The sequence below is a fragment of the Baekduia alba genome (assembly GCF_028416635.1).
Lineage (GTDB): Bacteria > Actinomycetota > Thermoleophilia > Solirubrobacterales > Solirubrobacteraceae > Baekduia > Baekduia alba.
The window spans coordinates 1,041,953-1,056,421 of the sequence record NZ_CP114013.1; the positions used below are offsets into that span (position 1 = coordinate 1,041,953).

The 14,469-nt window shown below is 72.8% G+C and carries 17 protein-coding genes and 1 pseudogene; 10 read left to right on the top strand and 8 right to left on the bottom strand.

Annotation, left to right across the window (positions count from 1 at the left end; genetic code table 11):
* Window positions 1-18: 18 nt before the first annotated feature.
* From DSM104299_RS05180 to DSM104299_RS05190, 3 genes are read right to left on the bottom strand one after another with little or no spacing between them, the layout of a single operon-like run.
* The gene (locus DSM104299_RS05180; RefSeq protein WP_272476223.1) at window positions 19-417 is read right to left on the bottom strand and encodes a nuclear transport factor 2 family protein; all 399 of its coding nucleotides are present in this window, start codon (window positions 415-417) and stop codon (window positions 19-21) included.
* Complete coding sequence (locus DSM104299_RS05185) at window positions 414-2,087, bottom strand: acyl-CoA dehydrogenase family protein (RefSeq protein WP_272476224.1); 1,674 nt, start codon at window positions 2,085-2,087, stop codon at window positions 414-416. Before DSM104299_RS05185 ends, DSM104299_RS05180 begins: the two co-directional genes overlap by 4 nt.
* On the bottom strand, window positions 2,084-2,680 hold the full coding sequence (locus DSM104299_RS05190) for a TetR/AcrR family transcriptional regulator (RefSeq protein WP_272476225.1): 597 nt from the start codon (window positions 2,678-2,680) through the stop codon (window positions 2,084-2,086). The genes DSM104299_RS05185 and DSM104299_RS05190 overlap by 4 nt, the downstream gene beginning before the upstream one ends.
* Window positions 2,681-3,020: 340 nt before the next feature.
* On the opposite strand from DSM104299_RS05190, the gene DSM104299_RS05195 reads away from it, so the two are divergent.
* Window positions 3,021-3,230, top strand: coding sequence for a hypothetical protein (locus tag DSM104299_RS05195; RefSeq protein WP_272476226.1), 210 nt, complete (start codon window positions 3,021-3,023; stop codon window positions 3,228-3,230).
* Window positions 3,231-3,389: 159 nt separating this feature from the next.
* Here the strand turns inward: DSM104299_RS05195 and DSM104299_RS05200 are convergent, their stop codons facing one another.
* Window positions 3,390-3,815: a hypothetical protein gene (locus tag DSM104299_RS05200; RefSeq protein ID WP_272476227.1), complete on the bottom strand. Its 426-nt coding sequence runs from the start codon at window positions 3,813-3,815 to the stop codon at window positions 3,390-3,392.
* 78 nt (window positions 3,816-3,893) lie between these two features.
* On the opposite strand from DSM104299_RS05200, the pseudogene DSM104299_RS05205 reads away from it, so the two are divergent.
* From DSM104299_RS05205 to DSM104299_RS05215, 3 genes and pseudogenes are all read left to right on the top strand, one after another.
* Window positions 3,894-4,256 (top strand): annotated as a pseudogene (locus DSM104299_RS05205) (RrF2 family transcriptional regulator); the annotation flags it as partial.
* A 51-nt stretch (window positions 4,257-4,307) separates the two neighbouring features.
* Window positions 4,308-6,485, top strand: a complete 2,178-nt coding sequence (locus DSM104299_RS05210) for an NADP-dependent isocitrate dehydrogenase (RefSeq protein WP_272476228.1) — start codon at window positions 4,308-4,310, stop codon at window positions 6,483-6,485.
* A gap of 48 nt (window positions 6,486-6,533) precedes the next feature.
* Window positions 6,534-7,511 carry a malate dehydrogenase gene (locus DSM104299_RS05215; RefSeq protein ID WP_272476229.1) on the top strand — a complete coding sequence of 326 codons (978 nt, stop codon included), beginning with the start codon at window positions 6,534-6,536 and terminating at the stop codon, window positions 7,509-7,511.
* A 146-nt stretch (window positions 7,512-7,657) separates the two neighbouring features.
* Here DSM104299_RS05215 and DSM104299_RS05220 read toward each other — a convergent pair whose 3' ends face one another.
* Complete coding sequence (locus tag DSM104299_RS05220) at window positions 7,658-8,080, bottom strand: helix-turn-helix domain-containing protein (RefSeq protein WP_272476230.1); 423 nt, start codon at window positions 8,078-8,080, stop codon at window positions 7,658-7,660.
* 68 nt (window positions 8,081-8,148) lie between these two features.
* Here DSM104299_RS05220 and DSM104299_RS05225 point away from each other — a divergent pair, with 68 nt between their 5' ends.
* Window positions 8,149-8,682 carry a hypothetical protein gene (locus tag DSM104299_RS05225; RefSeq protein WP_272476231.1) on the top strand — a complete coding sequence of 178 codons (534 nt, stop codon included), beginning with the start codon at window positions 8,149-8,151 and terminating at the stop codon, window positions 8,680-8,682.
* Window positions 8,683-8,697: 15 nt separating this feature from the next.
* Here DSM104299_RS05225 and DSM104299_RS05230 read toward each other — a convergent pair whose 3' ends face one another.
* Together DSM104299_RS05230 and DSM104299_RS05235 are read right to left on the bottom strand one after the other, a co-directional pair.
* A complete protein-coding gene (locus DSM104299_RS05230; RefSeq protein ID WP_272476232.1) occupies window positions 8,698-9,132 on the bottom strand; it encodes an SRPBCC family protein in 435 nt (144 codons plus the stop codon).
* A gap of 28 nt (window positions 9,133-9,160) precedes the next feature.
* Entirely contained in the window at window positions 9,161-10,108 is a 948-nt protein-coding gene (locus DSM104299_RS05235) for an NAD(P)H-binding protein (RefSeq protein ID WP_272476233.1), read from the bottom strand.
* Window positions 10,109-10,357: 249 nt separating this feature from the next.
* Here DSM104299_RS05235 and DSM104299_RS05240 point away from each other — a divergent pair, with 249 nt between their 5' ends.
* Both DSM104299_RS05240 and DSM104299_RS05245 read left to right on the top strand, forming a co-directional pair.
* Entirely contained in the window at window positions 10,358-10,639 is a 282-nt protein-coding gene (locus DSM104299_RS05240) for a hypothetical protein (RefSeq protein ID WP_272476234.1), read from the top strand.
* A 26-nt stretch (window positions 10,640-10,665) separates the two neighbouring features.
* Entirely contained in the window at window positions 10,666-11,772 is a 1,107-nt protein-coding gene (locus tag DSM104299_RS05245) for an alcohol dehydrogenase catalytic domain-containing protein (protein WP_272476235.1), read from the top strand.
* On the opposite strand, the gene DSM104299_RS05250 is transcribed toward DSM104299_RS05245, so the two are convergent.
* Window positions 11,769-12,095 (bottom strand): hypothetical protein, encoded by a 327-nt coding sequence (locus DSM104299_RS05250; protein WP_272476236.1) that lies wholly within the window; start codon window positions 12,093-12,095, stop codon window positions 11,769-11,771. The genes DSM104299_RS05245 and DSM104299_RS05250 overlap by 4 nt on opposite strands.
* A gap of 71 nt (window positions 12,096-12,166) precedes the next feature.
* Here DSM104299_RS05250 and DSM104299_RS05255 point away from each other — a divergent pair, with 71 nt between their 5' ends.
* From DSM104299_RS05255 to DSM104299_RS05265, 3 genes are read left to right on the top strand one after another with little or no spacing between them, the layout of a single operon-like run.
* The gene (locus tag DSM104299_RS05255; RefSeq protein WP_272476237.1) at window positions 12,167-13,102 is read left to right on the top strand and encodes a LysR family transcriptional regulator; all 936 of its coding nucleotides are present in this window, start codon (window positions 12,167-12,169) and stop codon (window positions 13,100-13,102) included.
* Window positions 13,103-13,158: 56 nt separating this feature from the next.
* Window positions 13,159-13,956: an MBL fold metallo-hydrolase gene (locus tag DSM104299_RS05260; RefSeq protein WP_272476238.1), complete on the top strand. Its 798-nt coding sequence runs from the start codon at window positions 13,159-13,161 to the stop codon at window positions 13,954-13,956.
* Window positions 13,957-13,980: 24 nt separating this feature from the next.
* On the top strand, window positions 13,981-14,448 hold the full coding sequence (locus tag DSM104299_RS05265; RefSeq protein ID WP_272476239.1) for an Hsp20/alpha crystallin family protein: 468 nt from the start codon (window positions 13,981-13,983) through the stop codon (window positions 14,446-14,448).
* The last annotated feature ends 21 nt before the right edge of the window (window positions 14,449-14,469 follow it).

A 14,469-nucleotide genomic window follows, 5' to 3' on the forward strand; every position in this document is an offset into this window, starting at 1 on the left:
CCGTCAGGCCGGAACTCGCTAGCCGGCGGTCAGGCCGGCCGCTTGGACCTTCGGACCCAGCGCCTGCGCGAGGGCGATCAGGCCCGAGAGCGGTCGGATCATCACGGTGAAGTCGGCGATCAGGCCGTCCGCGCCGATGCGCATCAGGTCCAGCCCCTCGAGCTCGCGCTCGCCGACCCGCGCGCGGAAGATCAGCGCGTGGACGGGATCGGCGCCGTCGCCGGCCAGCTCGTCGGTGTAGCGGAAGTCCTCGAACGTCTCGAAGACCAGGCGCAAGAGGGCGGAGACGGTCTCCTTCCCGCGGTACTCCTTGAAGACCGCGGGGCTGTGGAACACGATGTCGTCGGCCAGCGTCGCGAGCGCGGCCTCGATGTCGGCGGCCTCGACGCCGGCGCGGAACCGCTGGGCGGCGCTCATGCGGCCACCGGCGCGTGGCGCTCGATGATCGCCGTGACGTCGGTGCCCGGAGGCAGCGTCCCGTAGTGCATCCCGCCGTCGCCGCCCAGGCGGGTGGCGACGAACGCGTCGGCGACCGGCGTCGGCGCGTGGCGCAGCAGCTGCGAGGCCTGGAGCGCGACGGCCATGCGCTCGACGACGAGCCGCGCGCGGTGCTCCAGCTCGGCGGGGCGGGAGAACTCGGAGCGCACGGTCTGCACGTAGGCGTCGTAGCGCGTGTCGCTGCCGGTCGCGGCGTCCAGCTCCTCGAGGAAGACGTCGAGCGCCTCCGGCGTGCGGGCCAGCGCGCGGAGGACGTCCAAGGCCATGACGTTGCCCGAGCCCTCCCAGATCGAGCACAGCGGCGCCTCGCGGTACAGGCGCGGCATGCCCGACGCCTCGACGTAGCCGTTGCCGCCGAGGCACTCCAGCGCCTCGAACGCGTGGTTGGGGACGCGCTTGCACACGTGGTACTTGGCGACCGCGGTCGCCAGGCGCTTGAAGTGGTCGGCGCGCTCGTCGCCGGCGGCGGCCTCGTCGTAGGCGCGGCAGAGGCGCAGCGTGAGCGCGGTCGCCGCCTCGGCCTCGACCATCAGGTCGGCGAGGACGTTGCGCATCAGCGGCTGGTCGATGAGCGGCTTGCCGAAGGCGGCGCGGTGCATCGCGTGCCAGGTCGCGGTCGCGACCGCCGCGCGCATCCCGCCGGCGCCGCCCATCACGCAGTCCAGCCGGGTGTGGCCGACCATCTCGATGATCGTCGGGACGCCGCCGCCGGGCTCGCCGAGCATCTGGCCCCAGGCGCCCTTGAGCTCGACCTCGGACGACGCGTTGGACTTGTTCCCCAACTTGTCCTTGAGGCGCTGGAGCTGGAAGCCCGTGTTCTTGGCGCCGTCGGGCAGGAAGCGCGGGACGGCGAAGCAGGACAGGCCCTCGTCGGTCTGGGCCAGGACGAGGAAGAGGTCGCTCATCGGCGCCGAGCAGAACCACTTGTGGCCGACGAGCAGGTACTCGGCGCCCTCGCCGCCGCCGTCGATCGGCGTCGCGGTGGTGCTGTTGGCGCGGACGTCGGAGCCGCCCTGCTTCTCGGTCATCGCCATGCCGCAGATCGCGCCGGGCTTCTCGGAGGCGGGCTTGAGCGCGCCGTCGTAGCCGCGGGCGGTGAGGCGCGGGACCCATTCGTCGGCGATGGACGGCGTGGCGCGGAGGGCGGGCACGGCCGCGAAGGTCATCGTGATCGGACAGCCGAAGCCGGCCTCGGCCTGCGTGCCCGACATGTAGATCGCCGCGCGGGCGACCTGCGCGCCGGGCTGCGGGTCGTTCCACGGCAGCGCGTGCATCTCGTCGTGGACGCCGCGCGCCATCAACTGGTGCCAGGCGGGGTGGAAGGTCACGGCGTCCAGGCGGTTGCCGTAGCGGTCGTGCGTCTGGAGGACCGGCGGGTTCTCGTTGGCGTCGAAGCCCCACTGCAACGGCTCGCCGCCCCAGAACTTCCCGACCTCGACCGCGCGGTCGTGCGCCCAGGCCCCGCCCTCACGAGCAAGGCCCTCAACAAGAGGCGCGTTGTCCAGGAACAGGTTGCGGCCGGTCAGCGGCGGGACCTGGTTGCGGACCTCGTGTGTGACGTAGTTGTCGTTCTTGGTGGTGATGCTCATGTCGTGGCTCGCAGGCAGAAGGTGGTCAGATGGGCGACGAGGACGTCCGCGTCCGTCGCCGCGTGGGTGGGGGAGAGCGGACCGACCAGCGCTTCGCCGATCGCGCCGACGAGCGCGGTCGCGGTGAAGTGCGGGTCCTGCTCGGGCAGTTGATGATCTTGGACGCCCAGCGCGATCGTGCGCGCGAAGACGTCGGCGTAGGCGCGGCGGAACTGCAGGCGCTCGGCCTCGACGGCCGGGTCCACGGGCTCGGCCAGCAGGGCCCACGCCAGCCGCCGGCCCTGCAGCGCGCGGCGCGCGAAGGTCTCGACGGCGGCGGCGATGCGGTCCTGCGCAGTCGCGCCGCGGGCTGCTTGCGCGACCGCATCGACCTCATGCTGCGAGGCGACCCGGAAGACCTCGGTCAGCAGATCGGCCTTGGACGGGAAGTGCCGGTAGACCGTGCCGGTCGCGACATCGGCGCGCTGGGCGACCGCGGCCACCTGCGCCTCGCGATAGCCACCGCGAGCGACGAGCTCCAGCGCGGCCCGCACGATCCGCTCACGCGTCGCGGCACGCTTGGCCTCTGTCCGCTCGGTGGGGCGATACGGCATCCGGGAAGAAGTGAACCATGGTTCAGTGCTTGACGCAACTGCTCCGGCCGCGGCCATCCGCCCGCGGCTGTCGTGCCCGCCGCTGGCCGCACGCACGGGGAGGGCCCGAGTCCGGTGGCGCGGAGCAGACCCGGCCGGGTCGCCAGCACCCAGACGATCGTCCAGGCCGTGGTCTTTGAGACTGGCGGGGCGGCGCTCGGTCTGCTTTCCTGCGCGATCGCATGAACGCGCAGGGTGACTCAGTGGACAAGGCGGGATGAGGCGCAAGCAGGATCGGAGCCGGTGTCCGAAGTGCGCGGAGCGGGTGACGCCGTTCGCGGCGGGCTGCGCGATCTGCGGCATGGATCTGGACGTCCGCCGTTGGGACACCGGGCCGAGCGTCTCGCAGCGCGCCGGATCGTTCGTGCGCGCGTTGTCGTCGGGGCCGACGGTCGGCCGGCCGAGGAGCGGCGGGTCGGGCCTGGTGCTCAACTGCGCGGTCGCCGGCGTGCTCCTCAGCGTGGTCGGTGCGCTGATCGCCGGCGTGCTGTCGCTGGTCGGCGCGCTCTAGTGTCGTGAAGCAGAAGTTCGACGGCAGTCTCCGGGCGCCCGCCGCCGCCTGACGTCCGCCGCCGATCCTCGATGAACCGGGGTTCACCTGCGGTCGTCGACGACCGTCAGACGGGGCCGAGCATCCCGGATGCTGCGGCCGAACTTCTGCTTCACGCCACTAGCGCGCGGCCGCGCGGCGACGGCGGAGGCCGGTCACCGCCATTCCGACGAAGCCCGCCGAGGTCGCGACGAAGGACGCGCCGGCCAGGCCGCGGTAGACGGGGTGCTTGTCGACCTCCGGCGCGAAGGCCAGCGGGAGGAAGGACATCGCGTTGGTCCACGCGCCGACGCCGAGGGGGACCGACGCCCACTTCGGCGCCTCCGGCACCGCGGTTCCGATCGCGACGGTGAGCCCGCCGAGCATCGCGAGGTCCAGGTGCCACTGCCGGATCCGGGCGCCGGACTTGATCCCGACCTTCCGTGCCGCCTCCGGATCCTGCCGGACCAGCGTGTACGGCCACCCCGCCAGCGCCCCCGCCGCGACCTCGAGGAGGCCGGAGACGACGAGCGCGCTGGGCACGGAACGGGCGGCGGGCGAAGGCATCGGCGCGCATCCTGACACAGCGTCAAGCCAGCGGTCGCCGGTGGGTCGCCGCCTTCCGCACCGGCCCAGCTCAGCTCCGAGGAGATGGCCGGCAGCGCCAGGTCCAACCCGGTCCACGTCCGGCGCGTGCTGGGCGGCCTGCGCGCCGCCGGGCTGGTCACCTCGAAGCCGGGCGTCGGCGGCGGCTGGCAGCTCACCGCCGACCCGGCGACGACCACGCTCGCCGACGTCTGGCGCGTGGTCCACGGGGAGGACCAGGAGATCCTCGGCCTGCGCGGCACCCATCCGGACTGCCCCGGTCGGCCAGTCGATCCAGGCCCTCCTGGTCGACGTCGATCCGCGCGCGCGCAGCAGGCGATCTCCGCCGAGCTCGCGGCGACGACGATCGCCCAGCTCGTCGCGCAGGCCGTCGCCGGCGCGGACCTGCACGCGCTCGCCTAGGCGTCGCAGCTACCGTTCGCCGCCCTCACGACTGCGAACCCCAGGATCGACATGAAGATCATCTACACCCACACCGACGAGGCGCCCGCGCTCGCGACGAGGTCGCTGCTGCCGATCGTCGAGGCGTTCGCCGCCACGGCCGGCGTCGAGCTCGAGCTCCGCGACATCTCCCTCTCGGGCCGGATCCTGGCGCACTTCCCCGAACGCCTCGCGCCCGAGCAGCAGGTCGCCGACGCGCTCGCCGAGCTCGGCGAGCTGGCCAAGACGCCCGAGGCCAACATCATCAAGCTGCCCAACATCAGCGCCTCAGTGCCGCAGCTGAAGGCCGCGGTCGCCGAGCTGCAGGAGCAGGGCTACGCGATCCCGGACTACCCGGAGGACCCGTCGACCGACGAGGAGCGCGACGTCCGCGCCCGGTACGACTCCGTCAAGGGCAGCGCGGTCAACCCGGTCCTGCGCGAGGGCAACTCCGACCGCCGCGCGCCCGCCTCGGTCAAGGCGTTCGCGCGCAAGCACCCGCACTCGATGGGCGCGTGGTCGACGGACTCCAAGACGCACGTCTCGACGATGAGCGACGGCGACTTCCGCTCCACCGAGCGCTCGACGACCGTCGCCGAGGCGACCGACGTCCGGATCGAGCACGTCGCGGCCGACGGCACCGTGACCGTCCTGAAGGCGTCCACGCCGCTGCTGGCCGGCGAGATCATCGACGCCTCGGTCATGCGCCGCGCCGCGCTGTTGCAGTTCTTCAAGGAGCAGATCGCCGAGGCCAAGGAGCAGGGCGTCCTGTTCTCGGTGCACCTCAAGGCCACCATGATGAAGGTCTCCGACCCCATCATCTTCGGCCACGCCGTCCGGGCGTTCGTCGGCGACGACGTCTTCGCCGGCCTCGGCGACGTCCGCCCCAACGACGGCCTCGCGAGCCTGCTCAAGGCCCACCCCGAGGTCCAGGACAAGGTCGACGCCGCGATCGCCGCGGGCCCCGACCTGTACATGGTGGACTCGGACCGCGGCATCACCAACCTGCACGTCCCCAGCGACGTGATCATCGACGCCTCGATGCCCGCGCTGATCCGCGCCTCCGGCCAGGGCTGGGACGCCGGGGGCGCCCAGCAGGACACCAAGTGCGTGATCCCGGACTCCAGCTACGCCGCGCTCTACGCCGCGGCGGTCGACCACTGCCGGGAGCACGGCGCCTTCGACCCGTCGACCATGGGCACGACGCCGAACGTCGGGCTGATGGCGCAGAAGGCCGAGGAGTACGGCTCGCACGACAAGACGTTCGAGATCGCGACCGCCGGCCTGGTCCGCGTCGTGGACGGCAACGACACCACCTTGCTCGAGCACGACGTCGAGGCCGGCGACATCTGGCGCGCCTGCCAGACCAAGGACGCCGCGATCCAGGACTGGATCGGGCTCGCCATCGGCCGCGCTCGCGCAACCGGCGCGCCCGCCGTCTTCTGGCTCGACGAGACCCGCGCCCACGACGCCGAGATCCTCGAGAAGGTCAAGCCCGCGCTGGACGCGCTCGACACCGACGGCCTGCAGATCGAGATCCTGCCGGTGGAGGAGGCCGCGCGGTTCACCCTGGAGCGGGCCCGCCGCGGCGAGGACACCATCTCGGTCACGGGCAACGTCCTGCGCGACTACCTCACCGACCTGTTCCCGATCCTCGAGCTGGGCACGAGCGCGAAGATGCTCTCGATCGTGCCGCTCATGAACGGCGGCGGCCTGTTCGAGACCGGCGCGGGCGGGTCGGCGCCCAAGCACGTCCAGCAGTTCCTGAAGGAGAACCACCTCCGCTGGGACTCGCTCGGAGAGTTCCTGGCGCTCGCGGTGTCGTTCGAGATGCTGGCCGAGAAGACCGGCAACGCTCGCGCCAAGCTGCTGGCCGACACGCTGGACCGCGCGACCGGCAGCGTGCTGGAGGAGGGCCGCTCGCCGTCGCGCAAGGTCGGCGAGCTCGACAACCGCGGCAGCCACTTCTACCTCGCGCTGTACTGGGCGCGGGAGCTGGCGGCGCAGACCGAGGACGCCGAGCTGGCGGAGAAGTTCGGCCCGGTCGCCGAGGGGCTGACCGAGGCCGAGGCCACGATCGTCGAAGAGCTCGACGGCGCCCAGGGCGCGGCCGTGGACGTCGGCGGCTACTTCCGGCCCGACCCGGACGCCGTCGCGGCGGCGATGCGCCCGAGCGCGACGCTCAACGCGCTGCTGGCCGCGATCGCCTGATCCCGGCCGCGAGGCGGCGGCGGCACCGGCACCGATAGGTTTTGGGACATGCCCAAGACTGTCACGGTGACCGGTGCAGCCGGCGCCATCGGATACGCCCTCCTGTTCCGCATCGCGTCGGGTCAGCTGCTCGGGCCGGACGAGAAGGTCCGGCTCCGCCTCCTGGAGATCGAGCCCGCGCTGAAGGCCGCGGAGGGCACCGCCATGGAGCTCGTCGACTGCGCCTTCCCGCTGCTGGAGGCCATCGACATCACCGCCGACCCCAACGAGGCGTTCGACGGCGCCAACGTCGGCCTGCTCGTGGGCGCCCGCCCGCGCACCGCCGGGATGGAGCGCGCCGACCTGCTCGAGGCCAACGGCGCCATCTTCAAGCCGCAGGGCAAGGCCATCAACGACCACGCCGCGGACGACATCAAGGTCCTCGTGGTCGGCAACCCGGCCAACACCAACGCGCTGATCGCGATGAGCAACGCGCCGGACGTCCCGAACGAGCGCTTCACCGCGATGACGCGCCTGGACCAGAACCGCGCCTACGGCCAGCTCGCGGCCAAGCTCGGCGTGGCGCTGACCGACATCGAGAACCTCGTCATCTGGGGCAACCACTCGCCGACGATGTTCCCCGACCTCTTCAACGCGACGGTCAAGGGCCAGAAGGCCGTCGACGTCGTCGACGACCTGGCCTGGTACGAGAACGAGTACCTGCCGAACGTCGGCAAGCGCGGCGCCGCGATCATCGAGGCCCGTGGCGCGTCGAGCGCCGCGAGCGCCGCGAACGCGGCCATCGACCACGTCCACGACTGGGTGCTCGGCGCCGACGGCTACGTCTCGATGGCCGTCCCGTCGAAGGGCCAGTACGGCGTCGACGAGGGCCTGATCTCCTCGTTCCCGGTCAAGGTGACCGGCGACGGCTCCTACGAGGTCGTCGAGGGCCTCGAGGTCGGCGACTTCGCCCAGTCCAAGATCGACATCACCGTGAACGAGCTCAAGGGCGAGCGCGACGCCGTGAAGGAATTGGGGCTGATCTAGACATGAACGCCGCGGGTTTCGCCCTCTGGGCGAACACCCGCATCGCCAGGCGAGCCCCCTGGGCGAGCTCTAGCCCTCCATGGACGCCGCGGGTTTCGCCCTCTGGGCGAACACCCGCATGGCTAGGCGAGCCCCCTGGGCGAGCTCTAGCCCTCCATCGGGTGCCAGCCCCGGCCCTCCTTGCGGATCAGCCCCTCCTTCTGGAGGCCGGGGAGCACCCGATAGAGGTAGTTCTGCTGGATGCCCATCTGCTCGGCGATCTCCGGGATCGTGATGCCGGGGTTGGTCGTGACCAGCTCCAGCGCCTGCTTGCCGCGGGTGCCCGACCCGCGGGGGCGACCGCGCCGCCCGTTGCCCGAGCCGGGGCCGCCGGCCGGTGACGCGCCACCGCCACCGCCACCGCCACCGCTGCCGCGACGGCGCGTGGCCACGCCGGGGGCGGGCGTCGTGCCGACGCCGTCCAGCGCGGCGATCGCCGCCTCCAGGCGATGGAACTCGTCCACCAGTGGACGGAGCTCCTTGAGACGCTCCTGCATCTCGCGCCGCTTCTCGTCCAGGAAATCTGCCATGGGTAAGTCCTCGTGAGAGAGTTACTATTAGTAAAACAGTGTGACACACCCTCGACGGTGGGAGTCAAATGCGGCGCAAGGTGACGTGCACGGCCGTGACGCGGACGGGTGAGATCGCGGCGCTGCTGGTGGCCCAGCTGGACCTGACGGCGCTGACGCTGCTCGGCGGCGACGCCGCGCTGGCCGACGACCTCGCCGGCGCGGCGCGGGCGCAGGGCTTCGAGCCGCGCGTCCGGACGGGCGCGGGGTGGGCCGACGCCGCGGGCGCCGACCTCGTGGTCGTCGACGCGGTGGAGGGCGAGACGGGCGCCGAGATCGCGGCGCGCTGCGCGGGCGCGGTGGTCGTCGTGGCGTCGGTCGATCCGGTCGGCGACGTGGAGCGGCTGCTGGCCGAGACGCACCTGCCGCGCGGGCGGATCCTCGGCGCCGACGTCGCGGGCGCCGGGCCGGTGACGGCCGCGGCGCTGGCCGTCGAGATCGTCGACGCCGTGTTGCGCGACCGCCGTCGCGCGCTGCGCGTGGCGGTCCAGGCGCTGGAGGATGACGCGGTCGCGGTGCGCGAGGCGCGCGTCGGAGCCGGCGGCGTCCAGGCGATCTTGTAGGTCGTGCGCGCGCCGTCAGCGCGCGCGCTCGGCCAACGCCTTCAACTTGCGCAGCGAGGCGTCGGCCTCCTTGGCCGGGAGCCCGCCGACGATCGCGTGGCTGGCGATCGCCCCGAGCGGGCCGAGCGGTGCCTTGAACTCGTTGCGGTAGTCGAAGCGCGTGCCGCCCTGGCCGTTGTCACTCAACCGATATTCGGTCTCGGCGTGTGACCGGGCAGGGCCGCGACCCTGCCACATGGCGTGCTTGGGCGCCTTGGACTTGGCGAGGTGCCACTTCACCTTGAAGTTGGCGCCGCGCAGGCACAGCACCTGCTCCATCTCGTCGTCGTCGTAGGAGATCAGGCGCCGGTGGATCGTGACCCACGCTTCCAACTGGGTCGGATCCATGACGATGCGCCACACCTCTTCGACGGGCGCGTCGATGTCGATGCTCGTCGAGACCTCGCTCACGGACGCATCAGCCTAGACGGATCGCGGCTCACCGCGCCCGCAGCTCCTCGACCGTCTCCCACTCGCGCAGCGCGCGCTCGATCGCGGCGTCGAGGCGGTGGAGGCGCACGCCGAGGAGATCGGGTGCGCGCGTGTCGCGGGGCAGGAGGTCGCCGGACAGGCCCTCCATCAGCGGGCCGATCAGCGCGTGGTCCTCGCCGGCGATCGCCGCCGCGACGCGGCTGGCGACAGGCGTGAGGCTGAAGCCGAGGCGGATCGGCGCCCGGCCGACCAGCAGGGCGTCGCGGATGCGCGTGACGAGCTCGCCGTAGGTCACGACGTCCGGGCCGGCGATGTCGAGCGAGAGCGGGCCGTCGACCGCGTCCGACGTGGCGCCCGCGAGCAGGTAGGCCAGGACGTCGCGGCCGTCGATCGGCTGCGTGCGGTTGTCGCGCCAGGACGGCAGCGGCATGACCGGGACGCGCTCGACCAGGCGGACCAGGAAGCGGAAGGAGCGCGACCGCGCCCCGACGACGATCGAGGCGCGCAGCGCCAGCGCTTCGGGCGCGGCGTGCAGCAGCGCCTCCTCGACCTCCAGGCGCGACGCGAGGTGGGCCGACGCGGCGTAGGCGTCCGGGACGAGGCCGCCGAGGTAGACGACGCGCCGCACGCCGGCGCGGCCGCAGGCGTCGGCGAAGGCCTCGGCGGCGCGGCGGTCGCGGGAGGCGAAGCCGTCGTCGGCGCCCCCGGGCGCGCCGGTCTCCATCGAGTGGATCAGGAAGTACGCGACGTCCACGCCGTCCAGCGCGGCATCCAGGCCGGCGCCGCTGACCGCGTCGCCGGTGACGAGCTCCAGCCCGGCCAGGTCGACGCCCGCGGCCGCCACGCGCTCCGGCGAGCGGGCGAACGCGCGCACGTCGTGGCCGGCCGCCCGCAGGCGGGGGAGGAGCGCGGCGCCGACATAGCCGCTGGCGCCGGTGACGAGGACGCGAGCCATCGAGTCCGCCATCGTGCCCGATCCGGGCCCGGGTCCAACATGTAGGACTTCGATAGCAGGTCGTGGTCGGGCACGCCGGCGTTTCTCCCATCCTCCCCGCAAACACCGCGAAACGGTGCTCGATTCCCGCTCTTAGCAGGGATTTCGGGCCTTTCTGCGGCATTTGCGGGATGGGCGCGATGCCGTCCGCCCTGGATGTGTGCGATTTGCGGGAAGCGGCATTGCGGCGGTCCGTCCGGACGTGGTTCTATGGCCGCCGTGGTGAACGAGCTGGTCGAGCAGAAGGAGATCGCAACACGGATGTCGAAGGCGCGCGCGAGAAGCAAGAAGCCGAGCTGCGAGGACTGCTACTTCCGCTGCAACATGCTCTGCGCGCTGGCCGACGACGAGCCGTGCTCGACGTTCCGGCCCGACCATCCGGAGGGGCTGCGGCCGCCGCGCCAGTTGCGCTTCAACTTCCCCCAGCAGGGCCGCACGACCGCCGCCTGGGCGTTCCCCAACGCCCAGGAGCAGGCGGCGCTGCACGGGTGACCGCGCGCGGGTCTTAGGCTGCGGGCATGAAGATCCGCGCCGCCGTCCTCGAGGAGTTCGCGAAGCCGCTCGTCGTCCAGGAGGTCGACCTGGACGGGCCCGGCCCCGGCGAGGTGCTGGTCCGCCTCCACGCCTGCGGCGTCTGCCACACCGACATGTACACCGCCTCGGGCGCCGACCCGTCCGGGTACGCGCCGGCGGTCCTCGGCCACGAGGGCGCGGGCGTCGTCGAGGCCCTCGGCGAGGGCGTGACCGACCTCGCGGTGGGCGACCACGTCGTCACGCTGTTCTCGCCGCAGTGCCGCGAGTGCCTCCACTGCCGCAGCGACAAGACGAACCTCTGCCTGGCGATCCGCGAGCAGCAGAACCTCGGCCACCTGCCCGACGGCACGACGCGCCTGCACCGCGGCGAAGAGCGCATCCGCCACTTCATGGGGACCTCGACGTTCGCCGAGGCGACGGTGATGCCGTCCATCGCGCTGGCGAAGATCGACCCGGAGGCGCCGCTGGACGTCGTCGCGACGCTCGCGTGCGGCGCGACGACCGGGATCGGCGCGGCGCTGTACGTCGCGAAGGTGGAGGAGGGGTCGACGGCGGTCGTCTTCGGCGCGGGCCTCGTCGGTCTGGGCGCGGTCGCGGGCGCGCGGCTGGCCGGCGCCGAGCGGATCGTCTGCATCGACCTCGACGAGGGCCGGCTGGCGCAGGCGCGCGCGCACGGCGCGACGGACACGTTCATCGGCGGCGAGGACGCCGTCCAGAAGATCCTCGACATGACCGACGGCTTCGGCGCCGACTACACCTTCGAGGCGACCGGCAGCGTGAAGGTCATGCGCCAGGCGGTCGAGGCCGCGCGCATGGGCTGGGGCCTGGCGACCGTCGCCGGCGTCGCCGGCAGGGGCGAGGTCCTGGAGGTCGTGCCGCGCTACCTGATCACGGGCCGGCGGGTCGCGGGCGCGTCGTTCGGCGGCGCCAAGGGGCGCGACCGCGTGCCGCAGCTGGTCGACCTGTACCTGAAGGGCGACCTCGACCTCGAGGCCTTCGTGACCGACCGCATCGCGCTCGACGGCGTCAACGACGCCTTCGCGGCGATGGATCGCCACGAAGGCGTGCGGACGGTGATCACGGAGTTCTAGGCGCGGCGCGGCGCCGCGGGGAACATCCCCCGCAGCAGCTGAAGCGTCGTCACGCCGCCGCGGTGGGGCGCCGGCGCGGTGATGTGGCCGGCGCGCTCCTGGAGCAGCTCGACGACGTTGTCGGTGAGCGCGAACGGGTCGGCGATCCAGCGGCCGTCGTGGAGGTCGACGGCGGCGATGATGCGCTCGTCGGCGAGGGCGACGAGGTGCGGGCCGGGCGTGAGCCGCTGGCTGTCGAGCCGTGCGAGGCGGTCCAGGTCCCGCAGGTCCGCCGGCGTCGCACGCCGGATCGTGATGGGCTGGGCGGCGGAGGAGGAGGTCATGGACACCATGATGAGCCGCGCCAAGGATCATGTCCAATGATGACTTGACCTAGCTGGCATCATGGTTCGTGATGCTCGATCTGAAGCTCCTGACGACCTTCCGCGAAGTCGCGCTGCGCCACTCCTTCAGCGAGGCCGCGACGATCCTCGGCTACACGCAGCCGGCCGTGTCCCAGCACGTGTCGCGGCTGGAGGCGGCCGTCGGCGTCCGCCTGCTGGAGCGCGACGCGCGCGGCGTGCACCTCACGCCCGCGGGCGAGCTGCTGCTCACGCGCGCCGCCTCGCTGCTCGACGCGGCCCGCCGTGCCGAGGACGACGTCCGCGAGGCCGCGGGCGCCGGCCGCCCGACCGTCCGGATCGGGGCGTTCGCCACGCTCGCCGGCGGCCTGCTGCCGGGTGCGACGCGCGACCTGCGCGCGCGCCGGCCCGACCTCCGGCTGGAGATCAAGGTGCTCGAGCCCGAGGAGAGCATCGACGCGCTGCTCGCCGACCGCCTCGACGTCGCGACGATCATCGACTCCGAGCTGCTGCCGATGGGCGTCCGTCCCGGCGTCGAGCACGTCCACCTCTGCGACGACCCTTTGTTCGTGGTGATGGGCAGCGACCACCCGATGGCGGGCCGCCCCTCGATCGGCCTCGAGGAGCTGTCCGAGGAGGGCTGGCTGATGCCCGACGTCGGCGGCACCTGCCCGGACTCCAACATCGTCCTGCGCGCCTGCCGCGACGCCGGCTTCGAGCCCGACGTGCGCCTCGCCTTCGACGACTACCCGGCGCTGCAGGGGATGGCGGCCGCCGGCGTAGGCGTCGCACTGCTGCCGAGCCTCGCGACCTCCAACCTGCGCTCCGACGTCTCGGTGATCCCGCTCCGCGGCCAGCCGCCGGCCCGCCGCATCCAGGCCGCCGTCCGCGTCGGCGAGGCCGACCCGCTCGTCGACCACGTCATCGACGCACTCCGCGCCGCGGGCCGCGCGCTGCCGTCGGGCCGCGCGCTGACAGCGGTGGCTTAGCGCTCGAAGGGCTCCGACGGAATACTCTCTCGCACGGAGGAGAGAGGGGGTCAAGGATGCGCATCACCGTCTTGGGCAAATCGCCCTCCTGGCAGGACGCCGGAGGGGCATGCAGCGGGTACCTCGTCGAGGAGGACGGGACGTTCCTGCTGCTGGACTGCGGCAACGGCGTGTTCTCGAAGCTGCGCCGCTACCGCGACTACGTGGCGGTCGATGCGGTCGTGATCTCGCACCTGCACGCCGACCACTTCCTGGACCTCGTCCCGTACGCCTATGCCTTGACCTACGCGCCGCGCCAGCAGCCGGTCCCGGTCGACCGCTGGCCGGGCACGCGGGCGCCGGCCAAGCCGAAGCTGTTCGCGCCGCGCGGCGCGCGCCAGACGTTCCGGCGGGTCGTCGGCGCGTGGGGCGCCGAGGACCTGATCGACAACGCGTTCGACATCCACGAGTACGCGCCCGGCGAGGCGCTGAGCGTCGGCCCGCTGAACCTCCGCTTCCACGAGGTCCCGCACTGGCTGCCGACGTGCGCGGTCGACATCGCCTCCACCGTCAACGGCTCCGGACGCTTCACCTACGGCGCCGACACCGCGCCGACCGACGAGCTCGTCGCCTTCGCCGCCGGGGCCGACCTGCTGATGATCGAGGCGACGCTGCCGCGGCCGGAGCGCGACGGCGTGCGCGGCCACCTCACGCCCGCCGAGGCCGGCGAACACGGCAGCCGCGCCAAGGTCGGCCGCCTCGTCATCACGCACTTCTCCGACGAGATGGACGAGCTGTGGGCGCGCCGTGAGGCCGAGCGCGCCTTCGCCGGGCCCGTGTCGGTCGCCCGCGAGGGCGCCGTGTACGAGGTCTGAGCGCAGGGCGGTACATTCGTTCGCGTGCCTCCCGAGCGCGACCTCTTCGCCAACTTCGAGCGCATGCGCCGAGAGATGGACGAGCTGTTCGGGGACGTCTTCGGCGGCGGGGTGCTCGGCCCGCGCCACCGCGGCGGCTTCAGCCCGGCGGTCGACGTCTTCTACGAGGGCGACCCGCCGCGCGCGGTCGTGCACGCCGAGCTGGCCGGGATCGACCCGGACGAGATCGGCCTGGAGATCGAAGGCCGCGAGCTGGTCATCGCCGGCCACCGCCGGCCGGCCGACGCCGAGGGCCGGGTCTACCAGCAGCTCGAGATCGACTTCGGCCCGTTCCGGCGCGTGATCCCGCTGGGCGCCGACGTCGTCGCCGAGCAGGCTCGCGCGACCTACCGCGACGGGATCCTGCGTGTCGAGCTGCCGCTCGTGCGCCCCGAGCCGCGCGCCCGCCGCGTCCCGATCGAAGTCCCGATCGACGACGACCTCTCGGCCTGAGGCCGAGCCGCGCGCGGGGCG

Coding starts and splice junctions, on each gene's coding strand:
- DSM104299_RS05215 (WP_272476229.1), top strand. CDS start 6,534: ATGCCCAAGACTGTCACGGTGACCGGTGCAGCCGGCGCCATCGGATAC.
- DSM104299_RS05190 (WP_272476225.1), bottom strand. CDS start 2,680: ATGCCGTATCGCCCCACCGAGCGGACAGAGGCCAAGCGTGCCGCGACG.
- DSM104299_RS05195 (WP_272476226.1), top strand. CDS start 3,021: ATGGATCTGGACGTCCGCCGTTGGGACACCGGGCCGAGCGTCTCGCAG.
- DSM104299_RS05225 (WP_272476231.1), top strand. CDS start 8,149: ATGCGGCGCAAGGTGACGTGCACGGCCGTGACGCGGACGGGTGAGATC.
- DSM104299_RS05220 (WP_272476230.1), bottom strand. CDS start 8,080: ATGGCAGATTTCCTGGACGAGAAGCGGCGCGAGATGCAGGAGCGTCTC.
- DSM104299_RS05180 (WP_272476223.1), bottom strand. CDS start 417: ATGAGCGCCGCCCAGCGGTTCCGCGCCGGCGTCGAGGCCGCCGACATC.
- DSM104299_RS05250 (WP_272476236.1), bottom strand. CDS start 12,095: ATGACCTCCTCCTCCGCCGCCCAGCCCATCACGATCCGGCGTGCGACG.
- DSM104299_RS05210 (WP_272476228.1), top strand. CDS start 4,308: ATGAAGATCATCTACACCCACACCGACGAGGCGCCCGCGCTCGCGACG.
- DSM104299_RS05245 (WP_272476235.1), top strand. CDS start 10,666: ATGAAGATCCGCGCCGCCGTCCTCGAGGAGTTCGCGAAGCCGCTCGTC.
- DSM104299_RS05255 (WP_272476237.1), top strand. CDS start 12,167: ATGCTCGATCTGAAGCTCCTGACGACCTTCCGCGAAGTCGCGCTGCGC.
- DSM104299_RS05235 (WP_272476233.1), bottom strand. CDS start 10,108: ATGGCTCGCGTCCTCGTCACCGGCGCCAGCGGCTATGTCGGCGCCGCG.
- DSM104299_RS05200 (WP_272476227.1), bottom strand. CDS start 3,815: ATGCCTTCGCCCGCCGCCCGTTCCGTGCCCAGCGCGCTCGTCGTCTCC.
- DSM104299_RS05240 (WP_272476234.1), top strand. CDS start 10,358: ATGGCCGCCGTGGTGAACGAGCTGGTCGAGCAGAAGGAGATCGCAACA.
- DSM104299_RS05260 (WP_272476238.1), top strand. CDS start 13,159: ATGCGCATCACCGTCTTGGGCAAATCGCCCTCCTGGCAGGACGCCGGA.
- DSM104299_RS05185 (WP_272476224.1), bottom strand. CDS start 2,087: ATGAGCATCACCACCAAGAACGACAACTACGTCACACACGAGGTCCGC.